This window comes from Variovorax defluvii (genome assembly GCF_039541515.1).
Taxonomy (GTDB): Bacteria; Pseudomonadota; Gammaproteobacteria; order Burkholderiales; family Burkholderiaceae_C; genus Variovorax; species Variovorax defluvii.
In genome coordinates this window covers 160763-183394 of the sequence record NZ_BAABGJ010000002.1, presented here as the reverse complement: position 1 = coordinate 183394, position 22632 = coordinate 160763, and the positions used below count along the sequence as shown (strand labels likewise).

General features: G+C 68.9%; 22 protein-coding genes. 5 read left to right on the top strand and 17 right to left on the bottom strand.

Annotated elements, in window-relative coordinates; all coding sequences use genetic code 11:
* On the bottom strand, nucleotides 1-456 hold the full coding sequence (locus tag ABEA07_RS02245; RefSeq protein WP_425584060.1) for an FKBP-type peptidyl-prolyl cis-trans isomerase: 456 nt from the start codon (nucleotides 454-456) through the stop codon (nucleotides 1-3).
* Between the two features lie 65 nt (nucleotides 457-521).
* Between ABEA07_RS02245 and radC the strand changes: the two genes are divergently transcribed.
* Together radC and ABEA07_RS02235 are read left to right on the top strand one after the other, a co-directional pair.
* Nucleotides 522-1199, top strand: a complete 678-nt coding sequence (gene radC, locus ABEA07_RS02240) for a RadC family protein (RefSeq protein WP_345535595.1) — start codon at nucleotides 522-524, stop codon at nucleotides 1197-1199.
* Nucleotides 1200-1251: 52 nt separating this feature from the next.
* Nucleotides 1252-1914 carry a Smr/MutS family protein gene (locus tag ABEA07_RS02235; RefSeq protein WP_345535594.1) on the top strand — a complete coding sequence of 221 codons (663 nt, stop codon included), beginning with the start codon at nucleotides 1252-1254 and terminating at the stop codon, nucleotides 1912-1914.
* Nucleotides 1915-1935: 21 nt separating this feature from the next.
* On the opposite strand, the gene ABEA07_RS02230 is transcribed toward ABEA07_RS02235, so the two are convergent.
* Nucleotides 1936-2346, bottom strand: coding sequence for a group II truncated hemoglobin (locus ABEA07_RS02230; RefSeq protein ID WP_345535593.1), 411 nt, complete (start codon nucleotides 2344-2346; stop codon nucleotides 1936-1938).
* A 235-nt stretch (nucleotides 2347-2581) separates the two neighbouring features.
* Here ABEA07_RS02230 and ABEA07_RS02225 point away from each other — a divergent pair, with 235 nt between their 5' ends.
* From ABEA07_RS02225 to ABEA07_RS02215, 3 genes are all read left to right on the top strand, one after another.
* Entirely contained in the window at nucleotides 2582-3004 is a 423-nt protein-coding gene (locus ABEA07_RS02225) for a rubrerythrin family protein (protein WP_345535592.1), read from the top strand.
* Between the two features lie 80 nt (nucleotides 3005-3084).
* Nucleotides 3085-4437: a (Fe-S)-binding protein gene (locus ABEA07_RS02220; RefSeq protein WP_345535591.1), complete on the top strand. Its 1353-nt coding sequence runs from the start codon at nucleotides 3085-3087 to the stop codon at nucleotides 4435-4437.
* A 14-nt stretch (nucleotides 4438-4451) separates the two neighbouring features.
* Entirely contained in the window at nucleotides 4452-5039 is a 588-nt protein-coding gene (locus tag ABEA07_RS02215) for a DUF3501 family protein (RefSeq protein WP_345535589.1), read from the top strand.
* A 48-nt stretch (nucleotides 5040-5087) separates the two neighbouring features.
* Here the strand turns inward: ABEA07_RS02215 and ABEA07_RS02210 are convergent, their stop codons facing one another.
* The 15 genes from ABEA07_RS02210 to ABEA07_RS02140 all read right to left on the bottom strand — a co-directional run bounded on the left by ABEA07_RS02210 (nucleotide 5088) and on the right by ABEA07_RS02140 (nucleotide 22625).
* Complete coding sequence (locus ABEA07_RS02210) at nucleotides 5088-6278, bottom strand: trans-sulfuration enzyme family protein (protein WP_345535587.1); 1191 nt, start codon at nucleotides 6276-6278, stop codon at nucleotides 5088-5090.
* Complete coding sequence (locus ABEA07_RS02205) at nucleotides 6275-7645, bottom strand: pyridoxal-phosphate dependent enzyme (protein ID WP_345535586.1); 1371 nt, start codon at nucleotides 7643-7645, stop codon at nucleotides 6275-6277. Before ABEA07_RS02205 ends, ABEA07_RS02210 begins: the two co-directional genes overlap by 4 nt.
* A 51-nt stretch (nucleotides 7646-7696) precedes the next feature.
* The gene (locus ABEA07_RS02200; RefSeq protein ID WP_345535585.1) at nucleotides 7697-9010 is read right to left on the bottom strand and encodes an adenylate/guanylate cyclase domain-containing protein; all 1314 of its coding nucleotides are present in this window, start codon (nucleotides 9008-9010) and stop codon (nucleotides 7697-7699) included.
* A 138-nt stretch (nucleotides 9011-9148) separates the two neighbouring features.
* Nucleotides 9149-11668 (bottom strand): ABC transporter permease, encoded by a 2520-nt coding sequence (locus ABEA07_RS02195; protein WP_345535584.1) that lies wholly within the window; start codon nucleotides 11666-11668, stop codon nucleotides 9149-9151.
* Nucleotides 11669-11714: 46 nt separating this feature from the next.
* Entirely contained in the window at nucleotides 11715-12593 is an 879-nt protein-coding gene (locus tag ABEA07_RS02190) for a formate dehydrogenase accessory sulfurtransferase FdhD (RefSeq protein WP_345535583.1), read from the bottom strand.
* Nucleotides 12590-12997 carry a hypothetical protein gene (locus ABEA07_RS02185; RefSeq protein WP_425584058.1) on the bottom strand — a complete coding sequence of 136 codons (408 nt, stop codon included), beginning with the start codon at nucleotides 12995-12997 and terminating at the stop codon, nucleotides 12590-12592. The genes ABEA07_RS02190 and ABEA07_RS02185 overlap by 4 nt, the downstream gene beginning before the upstream one ends.
* Entirely contained in the window at nucleotides 12994-14217 is a 1224-nt protein-coding gene (locus ABEA07_RS02180) for a formate dehydrogenase subunit gamma (protein ID WP_345535581.1), read from the bottom strand. Before ABEA07_RS02180 ends, ABEA07_RS02185 begins: the two co-directional genes overlap by 4 nt.
* Before the next feature lie 16 nt (nucleotides 14218-14233).
* Nucleotides 14234-14482: a hypothetical protein gene (locus ABEA07_RS02175; RefSeq protein ID WP_345535580.1), complete on the bottom strand. Its 249-nt coding sequence runs from the start codon at nucleotides 14480-14482 to the stop codon at nucleotides 14234-14236.
* The gene (fdh3B, locus tag ABEA07_RS02170) at nucleotides 14479-15099 is read right to left on the bottom strand and encodes a formate dehydrogenase FDH3 subunit beta (protein WP_345535579.1); all 621 of its coding nucleotides are present in this window, start codon (nucleotides 15097-15099) and stop codon (nucleotides 14479-14481) included. Before fdh3B ends, ABEA07_RS02175 begins: the two co-directional genes overlap by 4 nt.
* 10 nt (nucleotides 15100-15109) lie before the next feature.
* Complete coding sequence (locus ABEA07_RS02165; RefSeq protein WP_345535577.1) at nucleotides 15110-18094, bottom strand: formate dehydrogenase subunit alpha; 2985 nt, start codon at nucleotides 18092-18094, stop codon at nucleotides 15110-15112.
* Between the two features lie 13 nt (nucleotides 18095-18107).
* Nucleotides 18108-18329, bottom strand: a complete 222-nt coding sequence (locus ABEA07_RS02160) for a formate dehydrogenase (protein ID WP_345535576.1) — start codon at nucleotides 18327-18329, stop codon at nucleotides 18108-18110.
* A 363-nt stretch (nucleotides 18330-18692) separates the two neighbouring features.
* Nucleotides 18693-19304 carry a TorD/DmsD family molecular chaperone gene (locus ABEA07_RS02155; protein WP_345535575.1) on the bottom strand — a complete coding sequence of 204 codons (612 nt, stop codon included), beginning with the start codon at nucleotides 19302-19304 and terminating at the stop codon, nucleotides 18693-18695.
* A gap of 55 nt (nucleotides 19305-19359) precedes the next feature.
* A complete protein-coding gene (locus ABEA07_RS02150) occupies nucleotides 19360-21477 on the bottom strand; it encodes a 4Fe-4S binding protein (RefSeq protein WP_345535573.1) in 2118 nt (705 codons plus the stop codon).
* A complete protein-coding gene (locus ABEA07_RS02145) occupies nucleotides 21401-22045 on the bottom strand; it encodes a DUF3306 domain-containing protein (protein WP_345535572.1) in 645 nt (214 codons plus the stop codon). The genes ABEA07_RS02150 and ABEA07_RS02145 overlap by 77 nt, the downstream gene beginning before the upstream one ends.
* Nucleotides 22038-22625: a DUF3305 domain-containing protein gene (locus ABEA07_RS02140; RefSeq protein WP_345535571.1), complete on the bottom strand. Its 588-nt coding sequence runs from the start codon at nucleotides 22623-22625 to the stop codon at nucleotides 22038-22040. Before ABEA07_RS02140 ends, ABEA07_RS02145 begins: the two co-directional genes overlap by 8 nt.
* Nucleotides 22626-22632 lie beyond the last annotated feature (7 nt).

Below are 22632 nucleotides of genomic sequence, written 5' to 3'. Positions count from 1 at the left end.
TCACAGCACCCCGATCAGTTGCACTTCGAAGCTCACCGGCTGCCCGGCCAGGGGATGGTTGAAATCGAAGTGCACCGCCGTCTCGCCCAGCTCGATCACCGCGCCGGCGTAGCTGCCGCTGCCGTCCGGCGTGGAGAACTTCACCACGTCGCCCACCGCATACTGCTCGTCGGGGTCGCCCAGTTGCGCCAGCAGGGTGCGCGCGACCCATTGCTGCATCTCGGGATTGCGTTCGCCGAAGGCCTCGCCGGGCGCCAGCTCGAAGGTGGTGTGCGTGCCTTCGGGCATGCCGATGAGGCGCTGCTCCATCGCCGGCGAAAGTTCGCCCGTGCCCAGCGACAAGGTGGCCGGCTGGGCGCCGAAGGTGTTGATGATGTCACCCCCCGGCCCGGCCAGCCGATAGTGCAGCGTGAGAAAGGAACCGGGCGCCACGACGGCGGAGGGGGAGGAGGACACGGTGGGGATGCCTATAGACTCGGGGGCCTGTATTCTAGGGAGAGGCCCAAGAGCCCACGCCAACCATGCCTTTCAGGGATCTGCCGCTCGAAGCGCGGCCACGCGAAAAACTCATGGCGCGCGGCGCCGTCGCACTGGGCGATGTCGAGCTGCTCGCATTGCTGCTGCGCACCGGAACGAGCGGCAAGAACGTGCTGCAGCTCGCCCAGGAACTCATCGACACCTTCGGCGGCCTGGCCGGCCTGCTGCATGCCGGGGTCGAAGACCTGCGCCGCATCAAGGGCCTGGGCGGGATCGCCAAGCGTGCCGAGATCTCGGCGGTGCTCGAACTGGCGCGACGCACGTCCGCCGAACAGCTCAAGCAGCGCCCGGTCATCGACAGCCCGAACGCGGTCCGGCAGCACATCCAGCTGTACATCGCATCGCGGCCGCACGAAGTCTTCGCCGCCCTCTTCCTCGATGCCCAGCACAGGCTGATCGCGATGGAAGAGCTGTTCCGGGGCACCCTGACGCAGACCAGCGTGTACCCCCGCGAAGTCGTGACCCGCGCCCTGCACCACCATGCCGCCGCCGTGATCCTGGCCCACAACCACCCGAGCGGCTGCGTCGAGCCCTCGCGTGCCGACGAGGCGTTGACGCAGACGCTGCAGAGCGCGCTGGCGCTGATCGACGTGCGGGTGCTGGACCACGTGATCGTGGCCCCGGGGCAGGCCCTGTCGATGGCGGAGCGCGGCCTGGTCTGAGCCTTGCCGATGCGCCCTGCCGCGCCGGGGGCGTATGCTCCATGGGAAGCCCATGCCCAGAAGCAAGTCTCCCTCTCTCAAAAGCCTCTCCGACCTGAAGGACGTGCAGAAGACGCTGGCCGAGCAGCGCGAACGCGAAGCGGCCGAGGCCGCCGCGCGCACCGCGGCCGAGAAGAAGCGCGCCGCGGAGCAGGACCTCTTCGCGCGCGCCATCGGCGCCACGCAGCCGCTGCGCCGCCCTGCCAAGGTCTCGCTGACGCCGGAGCTGCCCGCGCCGATCCCGGTGCAGCACCAGCTCGACGAACAGCGCGTGCTGCGCGAGTCGCTGTCCGACGAGTTCGACGTCAGCACCCTGCTGGACGCCGACGATGCGATGAGCTTCCGCCGCCCCGGCATTCACACCGACGTGACTCGCAAGCTGCGCGCCGGTGAGTGGAGCATTCAGCGCGAGATCGACCTGCACGGCCTGCGCAGCGACGAGGCGCGCGAGGCCCTGGGCCAATTCATCCGCGACGCCGGCAAGCAGGGTGTGCGCTGCGTGCGCGTGGTGCACGGCAAGGGCCTGGGCTCACCGGGGCGCCAGCCGGTGCTCAAGGCCAAGGTGCAGCGCTGGCTGATCCAGAAGAGCGAGACGCTGGCCTTCGTGCAGGCCAAGCCGGCCGAAGGTGGCGCGGGGGCGCTGGTGGTGCTGTTGACGCCGCCGCCAAGACGCTAGTGTGGCCGAGCCCACGTGGGCTCATGTCCGCATCCAGTCGGCCGTCTGGAAAAACGAATCGCGCAAACGGGCGCGCAAGCCCTCGGGCACACCCGTCTCCCCCATCGCCTGGTCCATGCAGGCCAGCCACTCGTCGCGCTCCTTGATGCCGATCGTGTGCCCGCCGATGCGCTGCGGCAGGTGCCGCGCCCGCAGCATGGGGTGGCCGAAGCGGTCGGTGTAGTGCTGCGGCCCGCCCAGCCAGCCGCAGAGGAACCAGAACAGCCGCTGGCGCGCGTTGTCCAGCGACGGCCCGTGCACGGCACGCAGGCGGGCATAGGCCGGCTCCAGCTCCATCAGGTCGTAGAAGCGCTCGACGAGCGCGTGGACCTTCTCCTCGCCGCCGATCCATTCGAAGGGCGTGTCGAAGGGCGGCTTTTCATGAATTTGCATGCCGGCAGTATGCATATGAAGCCGCTATTCCACCGCCGACATGGGCTTCGTCCGCGACGTGGCCGGCCGCGCGCTCCAGCGCGCGCTGCCTTCAGTCCCATTGCCTGCCTCAATGCACCCCATTGAGGCTTTGTATTGCGGCCATGGCAACAACTGGCGTAGATTCGGCGAGCGCCGCTGCCCTCGGGCTGCGACGGTTCCGCTTGCACAACCTAGCCACTCTCAGGAGACAGCCATGGAATTGAAGGGCTCGAGAACCGAACAGAACCTGAAGGACGCCTTTGCAGGCGAATCCCAGGCCAACAGACGCTACTTGTACTTCGCGAACAAGGCCGACGTCGAGGGGCAGAACGATGTCGCGGCGCTGTTCCGCTCCACCGCCGAAGGTGAAACCGGCCACGCGCATGGCCACCTCGAGTTTCTCGAGAACGGTTCGGGCGACCCGGCCACCGGCCTGCCCATCGGCGACAGCCGCCTCAACCTGAAAGCCGCGGTGGCCGGCGAAACCCACGAGTACACCGACATGTACCCGGGCATGGCCAAGCAGGCCCGCGAAGAGGGCTTCGACGAGATCGCCAACTGGTTCGAGACGCTGGCCAAGGCCGAGCGTTCGCACGCCAACCGCTATACCAAGGCCCTCGAGGCACTGGTCGACTGAGCTGCAGCGGCCATCGCCATGCAGGGCCGCAATGCGCCGGCCCGGCATGCCGGCGGCGCGCGCATCGAGGCGGTCCCTCCATGACGATTCGAGAAGGCAATCTCGAGGCGCCGACGCGCCACCCCGTGGACTGGAAGAACCCCGAGTTCTACGACCAGGTCGCCTGCGAGCGCGAACTCACGCGCATCTTCGACATCTGCCACGGCTGCCGCCGCTGCGTCAGCCTGTGCCAGGCTTTCCCGACCCTGTTCGACCTCGTGGATGCCACTGAGGATGGCGAGGTGCACGGTGTCGACCCGAAGGCCTATGGCAGCGTGGTCGACCAGTGCTACCTGTGCGACCTCTGCTACATGACCAAGTGCCCCTACGTGCCGCCGCATCCGTGGAACGTGGACTTCCCGCACACCATGCTTCGGGCCAAGGCCATCAAGTTCCGCAACGGAGGCGTCGGCGGGGGCGAGAAGCTGCTCGCCTCCACCGATGTGCATGGGCAGTTCGCCGGCATTCCCGTGGTGGTGCAGGCGGTCAACGCGCTCAACCGCACGAAGCCGATGCGCAAGCTGCTCGACGGCGCGCTGCACGTGCATCCGGATGCCTGGCTGCCGGACCTGGCGACCAAGCGCTTCCGCTGGAGCGCGCCCGAAGACAAGAAGGCCCAGCCGGTGGTCGACGGCGAGCGCACGCCGGGCAAGGTGGCCATTTTCTCGACCTGCTACGTCAACTACAACGAGCCCGGCATCGGCCTCGACCTGATCAAGCTGCTGGAACACAACGACATCCCATACACGGTGGTCAGCAAGGAAAGCTGCTGCGGCATGCCCAAGCTGGAACTGGGCGATCTGGAGGGCGTGGCGAAGCACAAGGAAGCCAACATTCCCGTGCTCGCGAAGTACGCGAAGGACGGCTTCGCCATACTGGCGGCCATCCCGTCCTGCACGCTGATGTTCAAGCAGGAAATCCCCCTGCTCTTCCCCGACGACCCTGACGTGAAGCTGGTGCAGCAGGCCATGTTCGACCCCTTCGAGTACCTCGTTGCGCGCCACAAGGACGGCCTGCTCAAGACCGACTTCAAGACCGGCCTGGGCAAGCTGAGCTACCACATCCCCTGCCACGGCCGGGTACAGAAGATCGGCCGCAAGACCGAGGAGATGTTCAAGCTGATCGGCCAGAGCGTGCCGGTGCAGCTCAACACGGTGGAGCGCTGCTCGGGCCACGCGGGCACCTACGGCGTGAAGACGCCCTACCACCCCATCGCGATGAAGATCGGCAGGCCGGTATTCAAGGCCATGGGCAAGGACCAGCCCGACTACATCAGCTCCGACTGCGCCCTGGCCGGCCACCACATCGCGCAGGGCATGGGCGCCGAAGGCCTGCCGGCGGCGAAGCTGCAGCATCCCCTGAGCCTGGTGCGCCTGGCCTATGGGCTGGAGTAGCTGGAGTCGCAAGCATGAGCACGTCCATCACCCCCGACAGCCTGATGACCCTGGAGGCCTACTCGAAGATCCGCAAGTCCAGTGCGCCCGAATTCATCGCGCACCGCAAGCTGCGCACCGTGCGCCTGGGCGAGCACATGAGCGTGCAGTTCGAAGACGAAATCACCATCCGCCGCCAGATCCAGGAGATGCTGCACATCGAGAAAATCTTCGAGGAGGATGGCATCCAGAGCGAGATCGACGCCTACCAGCCCCTGGTGCCCGACGGCAGCAACTGGAAGGCCACCCTGCTCATCGAGTACACCGAGGTGCCCGAGCGCCAGCGTGAGCTGGCCCGGCTGATCGGCGTGGAGGATCGCGTGTTCGTCGAAGTCGAAGGCCACGCGCGCATCTACGCCATTGCCGACGAAGACCTGGACCGCGAGAACGACGAAAAGACCTCGGCCGTGCACTTCCTGCGCTTCGAGTTCGACGCGGCGCAGCGCGCGGCGGTGCGTGCCGGCGGGCAGGTCAAGCTGGGCTGCGACCACACGAACTACCTGGCGCAGACCGTCATCGCGGCGGAAACGCTGGCGAGCCTGGCGGGTGACCTGAGCAGTTGAGCCGCGCGCGCCTTGCCGGCCGAGGCGCGTGCCTTGCGGCCGGGCCGGTCAGATCTTCGCCAACGCCTGGGCCAGGTCGTCCTGCAGATCGGACAGCGCCTCCACCCCCACCGACAGGCGCACCAGTCCGTCGCCGATGCCCAGCCGCGCACGCGTCTCGGCCGGGATGGTGGCGTGGGTCATGATGGCCGGGTGCTCGATCAAGCTTTCGACGCCGCCCAGGCTCTCGGCCAGCGAGAAGATGCGCACCGCTTCCAGGAAGCGCCGCGCGCCGGCAAGGTCGGTGCGCAGGTCCAGCGAGATCATGCCGCCGAAGCCCTGCGGCATCTGCCGCTTGGCCAGTTCGTGCTGCGGATGAGAAGGCAGGCCCGGGTAGTGCACGCGCGCCACCTGCGGCTGCGCCTCCAGCCAGTGCGCCAGGGCCAGCGCATTGCTGCAGTGGCGCTCCATGCGCAGCGCCAGGGTCTTCACGCCGCGCAAGGTCAGGAAGCTGTCGAAGGGCCCCGCAATCGCGCCCACCGCGTTCTGCAGAAAGCCCAGGCGCTCGCGCAGCGGCGCATGGTGCTCCTCGCGGCCGACCACGGCCACGCCGCCGATGACGTCCGAATGACCGTTGAGGTACTTGGTGGTGGAGTGCACCACCACGTCGAAGCCCAGCTCGAGCGGCCGCTGCACGAAGGGGCTGGCGAAGGTGTTGTCGGCCACGCAGAGAATGCCGCGCTCGCGGCAGATCGCGGCGATGGCCCGCAGGTCGGCCAGGCGCAGAAGCGGGTTGGTCGGCGTCTCCACCCACACCATGCGCGTCTGCGGCGTCAGCGCCTCCAGCAGCCGCACCGGATCGGTCAGGTCCACGAAGCTGAAGCGGTGTCCCGCGCTGCGCACGCGCACCCGCTCGAACAGGCGGAAGGTGCCGCCGTAGACATCGTCGCCGGAGACGATGTGGGCATTGGCATCCAGCAGCTCCAGCGTGGTCGAGATCGCGGCCAGGCCGGAGGCGAAGGCAAAGGCCGCCGAGCCGCCTTCCAGGTCGGCCACGCAACGCTCCAGCGCCCAGCGGGTGGGGTTGTGCGAGCGCCCGTAGTCCAGGCCCTTGTGCACGCCGGGGCTTTGCTGCACGTAGGTCGAGGTGGCGAAGATGGGCGGCATGATCGCGCCGGTCGCCGGCTCAGGCGACTGGCCGGCATGGATCACGCGGGTGGCGAAGTCCAGTGCGCGGTCGCTGTCTTTGTCGTGGCTCACTTCAGCTTCCTTCGAAGGTGGTTCAAGAGGTCGGTTCGGGTGATGAGGCCATGGAAGCCGCCTTGGTCCGAGATCATCGCGACCAGGCCGCGGTCGAGCACGGCTTCGAGCTCGGCCAGGCTGGCGCTGGACGGCAGGGTTTCGGGCAGGTCGGTCATGGCCTCCTTCACGCTCGACCGGAAACGGTCCGCATCGGTGTGCACGCTCAGCAGCAGGTCGGACTCGTCGATCACGCCGATCAGCTGCGTGCCCTCCAGCACCGGCAGCTGCGACACGTCGGCCAGGCGCATGCGCTGGAAGGCGGTGAGCAGCGTGTCCCCGGGGCCGACGCTGATCACGCTGCCATCCTCGAAGCGGCGCGAGACCACGTCGCGCAGGTCGCCGAAGCGTTGGCGCTCCAGCAGGCCCTGGTCCAGCATCCACTGGTCGTTGTAGACCTTCGAGAGATAACGCGTGCCGGTGTCGCAGACGAAGCTGACCACGCGCAGCGGCTTCTGCTGCTCGCGGCAGAAGCGCAGCGCGGCGGCCAGCAGCGTGCCGGTGGACGAGCCGGCCAGGATGCCCTCGGCCCGCAACAGCTCGCGGGCGGTGCCGAAGCTTTCCTCGTCGGTGATGGAATAGGCCTTCTTCACGCCGGACAGGTCGGCGATGCCGGGGATGAAGTCCTCGCCGATGCCTTCGACGGCCCACGAACCGGCCTCGCCCACCTTTCCGCTGCGCGTGTACTCGGCCACCACCGAGCCGGCCGGGTCGGCCAGCACGAAGAAGAGGCCGGGCTGCACGTCGCGGAAATAGCGCGTCAGCCCGGTGATGGTGCCGCCCGAGCCGACGCCGACCACGATCGCGTCCACGTCGTGGCCGGTCTGCTGCCAGATCTCGGGGCCGGTGCTGGAGGCGTGGGCCAGCGGGTTGTCGGGGTTGTTGAACTGGTCGGCGAAGAAGGCGCCGGGGATCTCCTTCGCCAGCCGCGCCGCATAGTCCTGGTAGTACTCGGGATGGCCCTTGCCCACGTCGGAACGCGTGGTGTGGACCTCGGCGCCCAGGGCCTTGAGGTGCAGCACCTTCTCGGTGGCCATCTTGTCGGGCACCACCAGGACCACGCGATAGCCCTTCGCCCGCGCCACCAGCGCCAGGCCCAGACCCGTGTTGCCGGCGGTGGCCTCGACCACCGTGCCGCCGGGCTTCAGGCGGCCGTCGCGCTCGGCGCCATCGATCATCGCGAGGCCGACGCGGTCCTTGATGGATCCGCCGGGGTTCTGCGACTCGAGCTTGAGGAACAAGGTGCAGGGGCCGGTGTCGAGGCGCGTGACGGGCACCAGCGGCGTGTTGCCGATCAGGTCGAGGACGGCGGGGCGGGTGTCGGTCATGCGGTCACCTTTGGCAGCCATCTTAGACAGGAGAGCCGCTTCATGAGAGCTTCAAGGGCTCGGCGGCCTGCGCATGACCTCGATGATCATGTCGATCGTGCCCGCCCAGGCTCGCTCGACCGGCGGTGTGAACCTTTCATCGAGAATGCCACGTGCCGCTTCGAGAAACGCCTGGCGAAAAGCCAAGTAGTGGTCGGCCGCGACGCCGTAGGCATCATGTCGCCGACCGAGATCCCGCAGACCCAGCGTGATGAGCTCGGGCCGGCTCATGGCCTGCACGAGAAACTGGATCATGTGGGCGAGCATCTGGCCCTGGCTTTCCATGTCGTCACGGAAAAGTCCCTTGACCGAAGGAGCCAGGTCGAACAAGCGCCGGTAGAGGTCCTGCGTGAAGCGCTTCTGATGTTGCAGGAGAAGGCCGACGGTCGACTGCACCAGCAGGGCGGAGTCCGGCTCGCAATACCCGATCGCTTCCACCAGCTGGAACGCGCCGAGCTTGCCCTTCAGGACCACCTGCGTTCTGCGCACCTGCAAGGGCGCCTGTGGAACTTGATCGAACAAAGCCTCCGACATCAGGAACCGCGTACCCAGTGTCTTGTTGGCGTCTTCGATGCGGCTGGCGATGTTCATCGCATCGCCGACCACCGCGAACTGACGATGATCCGGATGCCCGATCATGCCGGCGACGAGCGGGCCGAAGTGCGCCCCGATCCCGATCTGCAGCGCGGTTGCGAATTCGTCCGACAGCTGCGCATTGAGATCGTCCAGCGCCGAAAGCATGCCCAGGCCCGCTCGAATCGTGTCGAGACAACTCTTCTGCGGCGGATCGCCACCGACACCGAACAGCCCGACGATCTGGTCGCCGACGTACTGGTAGATGACGCCGTTGTTGAACAGAATCGCGTCGCCGACCGCCTTGAAGAACCGATTGAGGATGTGCACCACGTCGTAGGCAAGGTGCGTGTCGACAAAGGCGGTGAAGTTGCGGATGTCGCAGAACAGGACCGCGAGCGTCCGCTCCTGCGACGGCGCGACCGACGCTTCTTCCAGCTGCAGGCTCGACATGTCGGCAGGACTCTTGACCAGCCGTTCGAGGGTCACGTCCCCGCTGACGCGCGTCTGGCACGCCAGGCGCGTGAATCCGTCCCAGCGAAGCGCGCTGGCGACCTCGACCTCGCGCGGCGTGCGCGCCGAGACGTTGTGGATCCCTTCACGGATACGGACGCGACAGGTCGTGCAGCGACCATGCCCCCCGCATGCCCGAACGTGAGGGATCTTGTGCGCGATCGAGACATCGAGGATGGTCATGGCGGGGTCGGCGACCGCCGCCGCCTTGTCCTCGCCCGTGTATACGATCTTTGTCATGTGAGAGGCCGCAGGGATTCGAGCCTGAAGGCGCACCTCGTCTCCTGGCGAACGGCGGAAGTATCCCGCCAGCCGGTGTCATGCGTCCATCCCCGATCGAGCATGCGTCCGGAATGGCACGCAGCAGCCAGCGCCGCTCTACTCCGCCGCGCGCCTCAAGGTATCCACCACCGGCCGCCGCAGCACTTCCCGCAGGCCCCACCATCCCGCAGCCAACGCCAGCACCGCTCCAGCCAGCGAGCCGATCACCGGCACCAGCGGCGAGGCCGTCCAGGTGAAGTCGAACACATAGCGCGCCAGCCCCCAGCCGATCACGGAGGCCACGATGCTGGCCAGGAAGCCGGCCAGCAGGCCCACCCCCAACAGTTCCGCCCGCTGCACCTGCCGCAGCAGGCTGCCGCGCGCGCCGACCGCGCGCATCACCGCGAACTCGCGCGCCCGCTCCTCGCGCGTGGCCGTCACCGCCGCGAACAGCACGACCAGCCCGGCCGCGAGCGTGAAGCCGAAGAGGAACTCCACCGCGCGGATCACCTGGTCCAGCACGCGCTGCACCTGGCCGATGGTGGCGCTCATGTCCACGTTGGTCACGTTGGGGAAGGTGCGCACCAGCGCGTTGTCGAAACCCGGGCGCTCGGGCGCCCGGAAGGCACTCATGTAGGTGACGGGCACGTCGGGGCCCAGCGAATCCACCGTGTACATGACGAAGAAGTTGGCATGCATGGAGCCCCAGTCCACCTTGCGCACGGAGGTGATGCGGGCATCGTTCTGCTGCCCGCCGATGTCGAAACGCAGACGGTCGCCGAGCTTGAGGCCGAGGGTCTCCATCAGGCCCTGTTCGACGCTGACCTCGCCCGCCCTGCCGGGCTCCCAGCGGCCGGCCACCACCTCGTTGTGCGGGGGGCGCTCCCGCGCATGGCTGAGGTTGAACTCGCGGTCCACCAGGCGCCGGGCCCGGTCCTCGGTGTAGTCGTCGGGCGAGACCGGGCGATCGTTGATGGCCACCAGGCGACCGCGGATCATCGGGTACCAGTCGTACTTCTGCACTCCGCCGGCCTGCAGCGCCTGGCGGAAGGCCTGGCTCTGGTCGGGCATGACGTTGATGACGAAGCGGTTGGGCGCATCGGGCGGCGAGGCACGGCGCCAGCTCGCGACCAGGTCGGTGCGCAGCAGCACGAGCAGCACCAGCGCGAGCAGGCCGACGGCGAGCGCACTGACCTGCACCACGGTATAGGCGGGCCGGGCCGAGATCTGCCGCGTGGCCAGCACCAGCCAGCGCGGCGCGGTCGTTTCGTTGACGCTGCGCCGCAGCAGCAGCACGGCCGCCCAGCTCAGGAGCGCGAACAGCGCCACCGCACCGGCGAAGCCGCCGACCGCGATCAGGCCCAGCTTGATGTCGCTGCTGGCGGCCAGCAGCAGGGCCGCGAAGCCGGCCACGCCGACCGCGAGCACGGCCAGCGAGGCCGGCTTGAGGTTGCCCACGTCGCGGCGGATCACGCGCAGCGGCGGCACCCGTGCCAACTGCAAGACCGGAGGCAGCCCGAAGGCGAACAAGAGCGTGAGCCCCATGCCCAGGCCGAAGGCCACCGGCCACAGGCTGGGCGCGGGCAGCGCGGCCTCGACCAGGCCGGCCAGCAGCAGCACGAAGACGTAGTGCACGCCGAAGCCGATCGCCACGCCGAGCGCGCTGGCCGCCAGGCCGATCAGGGCGAACTCGAAGGCGTAGGCCTGCGCGATGGTGCGCTGACTCTGGCCGAGCACGCGCAGCATGGCACAGTCGTCCAGGTGATTGGCCGCGAAGCCGCGCGCGGCCAGCGCCACGGCCACGGCCGAGAGCAGGGCCGCGAGCAGGGCAACCAGGTTGAGGAATTTCTCGGCACGGTCCAGGGTCTGCCGCATCTCGGGCCGGCCGCTTTCGAAGGAGTCGAGGCGCACGCCGCGCAGCTCGCCCTTCTTGAGCAGCGCGTCGCTCCAGTCGCTGAAGCGCTTGACCGCCGCCGCCTCGCCCGCCACCGCGAAGCGGTAGCTGACGCGGCTGGCCGGCTGCACGAGGCCGGTGCGCTGCACGTCGGCCTGGTTGAGCATCACGCGCGGCGCGAAGCTCATGAAGCCGGCGCCGCGATCGGGCTCCAGCGTGATCACGCGCGCGATGCGCAGGCGGGCATCGCCCAACAGCAGGTCGTCGCCCACCTTCAGACCGAGGCCTTCCAGCAAGGGCGCATCGACCCAGGCCTCGCCGGGCGCGGGGACGTCGCGCGTGGGTGCGCCGGGGCCACCCGGCGCTGCGCTCACCTGCAGGGTGCCGCGCAGCGGGTAGCCCGCCTCCACCGCCTTGAGCGCGACCAGCTTGGTCGCGCCGCCCTGCTCGTCCGCGGCGCGCGCCATGGTCGGAAAACCGTAGGTGCTGGCGGTCTGCAGGCCCAGCGCGCGGGCGCGCTCGATGAAGACAGCGGGCGTGGGGTTGTCGCTCGCAACCACCGCGTCGCCGCCGATCAGCTGGCGTGCGTCGCGCTGCAGGCCGCCCTTGAGCCGGTCGGCGAAGAAGCCGACGGCCGTGAGCGCGGCGACGGCCAGCAGCACGGCGACGATGAGAAGGCGCAGCTCACCGGCGCGCAGGTCGCGCCAGAGCGTGCGCCAGCCGAGGCGGAGGGAGGCGTTCATGGGGTCCGACGATAGCCCAGGCGCGGCGCCCCGGCCACCGAAGGGCTTAGGGACTGTCGGGCCGGTCCGGCCATCGCGCACCGGCCAGCCCCGGCTGCAGGATCAGCCGGTCGCTCCCCGCATAACAGACAAAGCGCTTGTTCGTCGCACGACCAATCGCGCACAGGCCGACCTTGGTCGCGACTTCATACCCCATCTGCGTCATGCCGCTGCGCGAGACCACGATGGCCACGCCCATCTGGGCCGACTTGATGACCATCTCGCTGGTCAGGCGCCCCGTGGTGTAGAAGACGCGCCCTCCCTCGAGTCGACCGGGCGGCTGCATGGCGATCCAGCCGGCGATGGTGTCGATGGCGTTGTGCCGCCCGACGTCCTCGACGAAGCATTGCATCCGGGCATCGTGGTCGCCCTCGCCCAGGGTGAACAGGGCGCAGCCATGCACCGAGCCGGCCGACTTGTAGGTGCTCTCCTGGAGCCGGATCGCGTTGACCAGCGCGTAGAGCTGCGGCTGGCGCATGCGCGTGTCGGGCAGTGCCAGGCGCTCGATGCCGGCCATCAGCTCGCCGAACACGCTGCCCTGCCCGCAGCCGGTGGTGACCACCTTCCTGGCGGTGCGCTCCTCGATGCGGTCGATGCCGGCGTGCGTCTTCACCGCGGCGGCGTTGACCTCCCAGTCGACGGTGATCGACTCGACGTCGGCGGCCGACTCGATGAGGCGCTGGTTCAGCAGGTAGCCCAGCACCAGCAGTTCGGGCTGCGCGCCCAGGGTCATCAATGTGACCAGCTCGCGGCGGTCGACGTAGACGGTGAGGTCACGCTCGGCCGGGATCGAGATGAGGCCGCGCTCGCCGTGCTCGTCGATGACCTCGACCTCGCGCGTGAGCGGCGCGCGCGCCGCGCTCAGGCGCGGGAGCCTGCGCGTCACTGCTTGGGCGTGGGATTCGCCGCGGCCGCCGGCTGCTGCGTGCTGGGCGGCGAGCTGGCGGTGCCGGGCGGCGAATGGGCGCCCGAAGCCTCGATCGGCTTCTGCTCCGGCGGCGTGTAGGCGAAGGGTCCGGGATCGGCGCAAGACGGCAGGGCCGGGGGCGGCGCCAGTTGCTTGCCGGCCGCGGCGGCGCTCTCGCGATAGCGCGCGGCCACCCTGTCCTGGGCCTGGCAGAGCTGGTAGGCCTCGACCTTGCCGCTCCACGCGGTGCGGGCCGCGGCCTCGGCCGCCTTGGCCTTGGCTTCCGGTGTGTCGGGCGGTGCGGGCAGCTTGGCGATGGCGGTGCCGGCCAGCGCCACGCCGCAGAGGATGAAGAGCTTCTTCATGATCTTCGAGGTCGTCATGAGGGATTTCCTTCGACGCGGACCGGGCCCACCGGCGCCTGCGCGGGCGCCTGCTTGCTGCGCTGCGCGGGGATCTTGCCGGCGGCGACGTCCTCGTACCAGTAGGCATGATGTTCGCGCGCCCAGGTCTCGTCCACGTAGCCGTGGCGCATGGCGTCGTAGGCGCCGGCCATGCCCAGGGTGCCGATGTAGATGTGGCCCAGGATCATCGCCATCATCAGCACGGTTGCCACGCCGTGGACCATGAGCGCGATCTGCATCTCGCCGCGGGTGTAGACGAAACCCGGCAGCAGCCTGTCCAGGAACAAGCCGGAGACGGCCACGATGCTCCCCAGCACCAGCACGCCGCCCCAGAACACGACCTTCTCGCCGGCGTTGAAGCGGTGCGACGGCGGCTCGTGGGTCCGGCTGAAGAGACCGCCGGCCTTCATCACCCACTGGACATCATGGGCGCGCGGCACGTTGTCGCGCACGAAGGTGAAGAACATCAGCACCAGCGTCACCACGAACAGCGGCCCCACGATGTTGTGGATGGTCTTCAGCGCATAGGTGAGCCAGCCGAAGAGGGCCGCGCCGATGATCGGCAGGAGGAAGAACTTGCCGAAGGCCATGACGATGCCCGAGACGGCGAGCGTGACGAAGGCGATCGCATTGGACCAATGGGTCGCGCGCTCGAAGGGCGTGAAGCGCTCGATCTTGCGGCCGGTTTCCGCGCCATGCAGCCGGATCGTCCCGCGGGTGAAGTAGTAGATCGCGATGGCGAGCAGCACCACGAAGAGCAGCGCCGCGCCGTAGGGAATGATCCAGTTGTTGCGCACCTGCCGCCAGGCTTCGCCGGCGTTGGTCAGGCGCGAGCCCGGGTACTGCACGAAGGGCTGGATCAGGTTGCCGGCCTCGGGCGCCTGCGACACCGGCAGGCTGCTGTAGCCGGTCACGCCCTGCCCCACCTGCCGCCACATCGGCGCGTTGTTGCCGGGCTGGACCTTCTGCCGCTCGGCGTTGCTCTGGTTCAGGTAGTTCGGGTCCGAGCTGGCTTCGGGCTTGACCTCGAAGATGTTCTGGCTGCGGATGCCGCCGGGTGCCTGCGCCTGAGGTACAGGCGTCGGCTCGGCGACGGCGCCGCCGGCCGAAGGGTTCGGGGTTGTCGCCGGCGCCTGCGCCAGCGCAGCGCCTGCGGCCAGCATGCCCGCCAGCGCCAGGAGCTTGAGCCGCTCGATCATGCGATCTCCTTGGACCTCAGTTTCGGGTGTAGTCGTTCTGGCCGTTCTGGGCCCGCGTTTTCAACTGCTGCTCCCACGCGGCCTTGTCGCCCACCTTCCATCCCGAGGCGGTGAAGGCGGTGCCGGCGTCGGCCTTGGCACCGGTGCCGGTCCAGGGCGCGGCGTCGAGCTTCACGCCCTCCGCGTTGGTCTGCGGCTTCTCGCCGCAGGCCGCGAGCAGCATGGCTGCGGCGGACAGCACCACCAGACATGCCGCGCGCTTCACTTCGTGCCTCCGTTGGTCGGCTTTCCGGCCTGCTGCGAACCGTAGGCCGTGCCCCAGCCCCAGACTTCGGCGCCCTTGCCCCGATGCAGCACGCGGGTGCGGAAGATGTCGGCGACCACGTCGCCGTCGCCGGCCAGCAGGGCCTTGGTGGAGCACATCTCGGCGCAGGCCGGCAGCTTGCCCTCGGCCAGGCGGTTGCGTCCGTACTTCTCGAACTCGGCCTGCGAGCCGTTGGCCTCGGGGCCGCCCGCGCAGAATGTGCACTTGTCCATCTTGCCGCGCGCGCCGAAGGTGCCTTTCGAGGGGAACTGCGGCGCGCCGAAGGGGCAGGCATAGGAGCAGTAGCCGCAGCCGATGCAGACGTCCTTGTCGTGCAGCACCACGCCTTCCTCGGTGCGGTAGAAGCACTGCACCGGGCACACCGCCATGCAGGGCGCGTCGGAGCAGTGCATGCAGGCCACCGAGATCGACTTCTCGCCCGGCACGCCGTCGTTGAGGGTGACCACGCGGCGCCGGTTCACGCCCCAGGGCACCTCGTTCTCGTTCTTGCACGCCGTGACGCAGCCGTTGCATTCGATGCAGCGCTCGGCGTCGCAGACAAACTTCATTCTTGCCATGCGGTGCTCCCTATGCCTTTTCGATGTTGCAGACGGTGGTCTTGGTTTCTTGCATCATGGTGACGCTGTCGTAGCCGTAGGTGGTCGAGGTGTTGATCGCCTCGCCCCGCACCACCGGCGCCGCGCCGGCCGGGTAGTAGGGCAGCATGTCCGCGCCCTGCCAGTGGCCGGAGAAGTGGAAGGGCATGAACACCGTGTCCGGCCCCACCCGCTCGGTGACCAGCGCCTGCACGTTGAGCTTCGCGCCGGTGGGCGTGTGCACCCAGGCGCGCTCGCCGTTGCGGATGTTCTTCTCGGCCGCCACCTTCGGGTTGATCTCGATGAACATCTCCTGCTGCAGCTCGGCCAGCCACGGGTTGGAGCGGGTTTCCTCGCCGCCGCCTTCGTACTCGACCAGCCGGCCCGAGGTCATGATGTACGGGAACTTCTCCGCCACCTTGTCCGCGATGTTCTTCTGCTGCACGCTCTTGTAGAGGGTGGGCAGGCGCCAGAAGGTCATCTTGTCGTCGTGCGTCGGGTACTTGGCCATGAGGTCCGGCCGCGTGCCGTAGAGCGGTTCACGGTGCTGCGGGATCGCATCCGGGAAGTTCCACACCAGCGCCCGCGCCTTGGCATTGCCGAAGACGTGGCAGCCGTGGTTCTTCATGGTCACGCGAATGATGCCGCCGGAGGGGTCGGTCTTCCAGTTCTTGCCCTCGGCCTTGGCCTTCTCGTCGGCGGTGAGTTCGTCCCACCAGCCCAGCTTCTTGAGCAGCAGGTGGTCGAACTCGGGGTAACCGGTGGTGATTTCGGCGCCGAGCGAATGCGAGCCGTCCTCGGCCAGCAGGTTCTTGCCGTTGCGCTCCACGCCGAAGTTGGCGCGGAAGTTGCCACCGCCGTCCATCACGTGCCTGGAGGTGTCGTAGAGGTTGGCGCTGCCCGGGTGCTTGAGCTCGGGGGTGCCGTAGCAGGGCCAGGGCAGGCCGAAGTAGTCGCCCGTGAGGTCGTAGCCGTTGACCTTGTCCTTGCCCGCCTTGGCGCGCAGCGTGCGCACGTCGAAGGCCGCCATGTTGCGCATGTGGGCCTGCAGGCGCTCCGGACTCTGGCCGGTGTAGCCGATGGTCCAGGCGCACTTGTTGATCTCGCGCAGGATGTCGTCGGGAATGGGCTCGTCCATCCCGTTGACCTTCTGCATGCGGTAGTTCTTGCTGAGCTCCTTGCCGAAGCCGAGTCGGTCGGCGAACTGCTGCATGATCATGTGGTCGCTGCGGCTTTCCCACAGCGGCTCGATGACCTTCTCGCGCCATTGCAGCGAGCGGTTGGACGCGGTGACGGAGCCGCTGGTCTCGAACTGCGTGCACGCGGGCAGCAGGTAGACCGCGCGCTTGGGGTTCAGGTCGTCGGCCCGCCCCGGCATCGCCGCCATGGCCGCGGTGGCCGAGGGGTACGGGTCCACCACCACCAGCAGGTCCAGCTTGTCCATGGCCCGCTTCATCTCGAGGCCGCGGGTCTGCGAGTTGGGCGCGTGGCCCCAGTAGAAGACGCCGCGCAGGTTGGCGTCCTGGTCGATCAGCTCGTTCTTTTCGAGCACGCCGTCGATCCAGCGCGAGACGGTGATGCCCGGCTTGGTCATCATCGCGGGCGACGAGAACTGCTTCTTGATCCACTCGTAGTCCACGCCCCAGGTGGCCGCGAAGTGGCGCCAGGCGCCTTCGGCGATGCCGTAGTAGCCGGGCAGCGAGTCGGGGTTGGGACCGACGTCGGTCGCGCCCTGCACGTTGTCGTGGCCGCGGAAAATGTTGGTGCCGCCACCTGATTTGCCCACGTTGCCCAGCGCCAGTTGCAGGATGCAGGAGGCGCGCACCATGGCGTTGCCGATGGTGTGCTGGGTCTGGCCCATGCACCAGACGATGGTGCCGGGGCGGTTCTCGTTCAGCCAGGTCGCGACCTTGAGCACCTGGGCCTCCTTGACGCCGCAGGCTTCCTCGACCTTGTCCGGGGTCCACTTGGTCATCACTTCGGCACGCACCTCGTCCATGCCGAAGACGCGGTCGTTGATGTACTTCTTGTCTTCCCAGCCGTTCTTGAAGATGTGGTGGAGCACGCCGAACAGGAAGGGGATGTCCGAGCCGGAGCGGATGCGCACGTACTCGTCCGCCTTGGCCGCGGTGCGCGTGAAGCGTGGGTCGACCACGATCATCTTGCAGCCGTTTTCCTTGGCATTCAGCATGTGCAGCATGCTCACCGGGTGCGCCTCGGCCGCGTTCGAGCCGATGTACAGCGCCACCTTGGCGTTGCGCATGTCGTTGTACGAGTTCGTCATGGCGCCGTAGCCCCATGTGTTGGCCACGCCCGCCACCGTGGTCGAGTGGCAGATGCGCGCCTGGTGGTCGCAGTTGTTGCTGCCGAAGAAGCTGACGAACTTGCGCAGCAGGTAGGCCTGCTCGTTGTTGTGCTTGCTGGAGCCGATCCAGTAGACCGAGTCGGGCCCGCTGGCCTGGCGAAGTTCCTTGAGCTTCGCGGTGATCTCGTCGAGGGCCTGGTCCCAGCTGATGCGCTGGTACTTGCCGTCGATCAGCTTCATCGGGTAGCGCAGGCGGTATTCGCCGTGGCCGTGCTCGCGCAGTGCGGCGCCCTTGGCGCAGTGCGCGCCCAGGTTGATCGGCGAATCGAACACCGGCTCCTGGCGCACCCAGACACCGTTCTCGACCACGGCGTCGGAGGCGCAGCCGACCGAGCAGTGGGAGCAGACGGTACGGCGGACCTCGATCTTGCCCTGGCCGATCGCGGGCGCCCTGCCCTCGGCCGCCTCGGCCTTGCGGATCAGGCTGAGCTGGCCGGCCGCGAGGCCGACGCCCACGCCCAGGCCTGAGCGGCGCAGGAAGGCGCGCCGGTCCATCGTCGGCAGCGCGCCGGCGAGGCCGCGGCGCAGGCTGTGGACGAAGGACGAGGAGGATGCGGTACGGGAAGCGGCGCCCTCGTGTGCGGGGCCGCTGGTCTTGCGGGTCAATAGCATGGCGTGATGGTCCTCAGGCCGAAGTGCTCTGGTAGTAGCGCTTGACGTGCTCGCTCAGCGTGTAGCCGCCTCCGTTCTCGGGTGGGGGCGGGAGCGTGGCAGCGGCGGCGGCTGGCGCCTCGCCCACGCGTGGCAGCACCGTGACGGCGGCTGCGGCGGCGCCGACAGCGGCGGCGCCCAGGAAGAATCCCCGACGGGATGCCGGCTGAGCGCCGGCGGGTTGGCTGTCCTGCATGCGTACTCCAGGAGTGGCTCTGGTGGCTTCAAAAACCGGTATCAACCGGACAAGGCCGATATGAAACCAGTTACATATGTTTGGATACTAGTCGAGACCCTAATACAAGGGCAAAGGGCCATCGAATGCTGTCGGACTCATCTGACGCCCGCGCTGGCGCTCGCCCTACGGCGCGTCGGGCCGCCCCTCATCTGACTTGCTCCAGCGCGCTGCGCAAGACCTGCAACGCGCGCAACACGCAGGCCGAGACGCCGGCCCCTTCGGAAGCACACGCGGAGCCGGCTTTGCCGGGCCGCTGGGTGCGCCCCCGGTGAGGGGGTTGGCGGACCACACGAAGTGGGGGAGCCTGGGGGAGAGTTCACTTCACATGTCGAAGCCCTGGGCCTCGACCTCGCCGAAGGCGCGTGTCAGGCCCGCCAGCGCCGCGTAGAAGCGCGCCTTCGGGTGCTGCGCCACCGCATCGCACAGGGCCGGCAGCCAGGGCTGCAGATGGGTCGAGAAGAAGGACTGCTGCTGCGCGAGGTTGGCCACCGCCGCATCCTCGCCCGCGATCAGGTAGCGCATGACCTCGAACAGGCAGGCCACGTGGTCCTCGCTCTCGAACACCGCCTCGCCGCGCGCCAGGCCCAGCCGCGCGAGGTCGCCGCGCAGGCGCGCGAGCGGTTTGTCGTGGAGGAAGCCGCTGAGGTAGTGCGAGCCGAAGAGATAGACCTCGGGCTTGCCGATGCCGCCGAAGAGGGCATCGTATTCGTCGCGCGCCGCGGCGACATCGAGGGCGCGCGCCACGCCCACCAGGTGGCGCCAGGGCTCCTCGAGGAAGGCCCCTGCCGCCGGCGCCTCGGTCGGGGCGACCTGGAAGGCGGCGAGCAGATCGGGGTCAGGCGCGGCGTACCAGAGCCGCGCGAGCAGGCCGTAGAGCTCGGCGCGCGCGAGCTCCTCATCGAGCGCCGTGGTCGGGGAAAACCGTTCGGTCATTGAAAAACCTCCGCGCACAGCGCTGCGATATTCGCCTTCGGAACGGCCGTGCGGCTCATAGCTGCGTGATCTTCAGTTCGTTCGGCGCGGTGTAGAGGTCGATGACGCGGCAGTCGCCGCACATCTTGAGCCGCTCCAGCGCCTCGCCCTGGAACATCGCGTGACCGGCCAGGCGCCCGAGCATGGCCTCGATGGCCTTCTGCGTGCCGAAGGGTTTGCCGCAGCGGATGCAGGACCAGGGCCTGGCCTCGTTGAGCACCACCGGCTGGCTGCGCTCGGGTGCAACGAGCAGCCGCGGGACCCGCGAGATCGCATCCTCGGGGCAGGTGCTGTCGCACAGCCCGCACTGCACGCAGTTGCGCTCCACGAAGCGCAGTTGCGGCGCGTTGGGGTTGTCCTGCAGCGCACTGGCGGGGCAGGCGCTCACGCAGGCCAGGCACAGGGTGCACTTGTCGCGGTCGACCTCGATCGCGCCGAAGGGCGAGCCGGCGGGCAGCGGGATCACCCGTGCCGCATCGCCCTCGGCCCGGCGAGCGGGCGCGGCGTCGATCAGGTGGTCGAGCGCGAGTTCGAGCGTGCTGCGCTTCTCGGCGCCGACGGCGAAACGCGCTGCCGCCGCCGGCGTCTGCGGGCGTGCCTCGCGCAACGTGGCCAGCGCGCCGTCGAGCGCGGCGGGCGTGCCGGCCTCGATCAGCGTGAAATGCGTGCCCGCGTAGCCCAGGCCGTTCATCAGCGCCTGCGCGACGGCCATCTGCGCGCGCAGCGCCTCCAGGTAGGCCGGCGCCTCCTCGCCGGTCGCCAGCACGGCCACCCGCGCCGCGCCGAAGGCCAGCGCGCTCAGCCACAAGTCGATGCCGGTGCTCGCCGCATGCCACAGCGCGACCGGGATGACCTGCGCCGGCACGCCCTGCGCGCGGCCGAGGCGTGCGTCGCGGCCCAGTTGCTCGATCAAGGCCCGGCCGCCTTCCTGGCTGTGCAGCAGCAGCACCGCGTCACGTCCGCCCGCGGTGGCATAGGTGCCCAGCAGCGTGCGCAGCCGCGTGCCCTGGTCGGGCGCGTGCGGATAGGCGTAGGCCAGCGCGCCGGTCGGGCAGACGGTGGTGCAGGCGCCGCAGCCCACGCACAGGTGCGGCTCGACCACGATGCGCTGGCGCGCCAGGTCGCTGCGCACCGCATGGGCCGAGCAGACCTCGACGCAGGCGTTGCAGCCCAGCTGCTCGTTGCGGCTGTGCGCGCAGAGCTTCTGGCGGTAGTCGAAGAACCTGGGCTTCTCGAACTCGCCGACCAGTCCGCGCAGGCGCAGCAGCGTGGCGCTCGCCTGCGGATCGGCCATGCCGCCGCGCAGGTGCTGGTAACCCTGCGGCGGCGCATGCCAGTCGATCAGCGGCGCGGCGCCGAGGTCGAGCACCAGGTCGAATTCGGCTTCGTGCGCATCGGCGAGGCGGTTGAAGTCGATCGCACCGGCGGCCGTGCAGACGCGCTCGCAGTCGCGGTGCGCACGGCACCGGGTGTCGTCGATCTGGTAGTCCAGGCCGATGGCCTGCTCGGGGCAGGCGGCCAGGCAGGCGTTGCAGCGGGTGCAGAGATCGAGGTCGATGGCGTTGTCCCGGGTCCAGCCGAGCCGGAAGGCGCCGAGCCAGCCGTCGAGCGTGTCGATGCGGCCGGCGAGCACGGGCCAGCGCCGCTCCTGCGCGCCGCCGGCGCTGCCCGGGCCGCGCGAGAAGAGCGTGATGTCCATCGCATCGGCGAGCAGCGCCGCGGCCTGCTCCGCCTGGTCGAGCGGGCCGACGATCAGCAGCCGCCCCTGGCTCGCGTAGCCGACGGTGGCCACCGGCTCGGGCTCGGGCAGCTTCGCCTGCGCCAGCAAGGCGGCGATCTTCGGCATGGCCTGCGCGGCATCGCGGCTCCAGCCGCCGGTCTCGCGGATGTTGACGAAGCGGATCGGCGACTCGGCCTGCGGCGTCTGCCGGGCCAGTTCGGCGAACAGCTGCTTCTCCTGGGTGCAGGCCACCACCACCTCGTCGCCGGACTGGATGGCCCGCTGAAAGGCCGCCGCCTCGCGGCGGCACAGGGCCGAGTGCAGGGGCAGGTCGTTGTCAGCCAATGCGGCGCCGAGGGCCTTCGGCGCCAGGGGCATGGTCTTGTTGCAGTCGCAGATCAGCGTGGTGGTCATCGTCTTGCTGGCTGGCCGGCTGCGCCTCGGAGGCAACCGGTTGGCTGGGAACGGGGTCGGTCGAGGTCGACTGTGCCACGTCCGGCAGGGGGTCGGTCTCAGGGTCTTTGTCGAGTTGCCCGTCGTCGGGCCGATCCTGGTCGGGCTCTTCGTCGAACAGCTTCATGAACTTTGCGCTGGCCATCTGGCGCAGCACGCTCTCGGGCACGGGGGTGGATTGCGAATAGTCGTCGATGTACGTGTCCAGGCCATCCATCACGTTGAAATGGGGGTCGGCGAAGAGCTTCTTGAGTGCGGCGTTTTTCACCTCGGGCGCGACGTGGCCGGCGAGGAAGGGCTTGAAGTCGGACTCGGGCGTGAGCGCATCGGTGTCCGCCAGCGTCAACGGCGCCGGTTTTTCTCCTTCACCCTCCGGAGGAAGGCCGGGTGGAGGGCTCGCAGCTTCGGCGACTGGCGCGGCCGGCGCGACCGCCGTCGTCGACTTGTCAGGCGCCTCCGGCGGCAGTGCATCCCCTTCCCTCGCCTGCTGCTTGCGCCGCGACCAGCGCTCGAAGAAGCCCTCAGACATCGCCCGCACCTCGCCCGCGCTTCTTCTCGGTGGAGACGCTGGCCGCGTTGCCGAAGCGGTCGACCAGCGGCTTGAAGCTCTCGGGCCGCTTGCGCCGCCGCGGCTCGTCCACGTGGTGTTCGTCCACGTAGGCGCGCAGCCACTGCACCACCTCGGGCGGCGCAGGGACCTGGTCGACGTTTTCCTGCGCGTCGAGCCAGCGCCCGGCCTCGCTGTAGCTGAGGCTCACGACCACCGGGCGCGCGATCGGCTCGGGTGCGATGCCGGCTTCTTCTTCCATCCGCCAGAGCACGAACCAGCCGGGTGCAGGGGTGGTGGCGTTGAGCCGATAGCCGTCGGTGTCGTCGCGGAACAGTTCGACCCGGAAGCCGGGATGGAGCCAGCGTTGCACCTCCTCGTCGTCCTGCAGCAGGCGCGGTGCGCTGCCGAAGGCCGGCTCGTCGGGCACCACGTCCTCGAGCGTCCAGCGCCAGGGCTGCCAGTGGCTGGAAGGGCCGTGCAGGCGCTCGCGGCGCATGACGACGGCGACCTCGAGCAAGGGGCGGGCCGCGTCTTCACCAGGGCCGGAAAGCGGATTCATGCGGCCG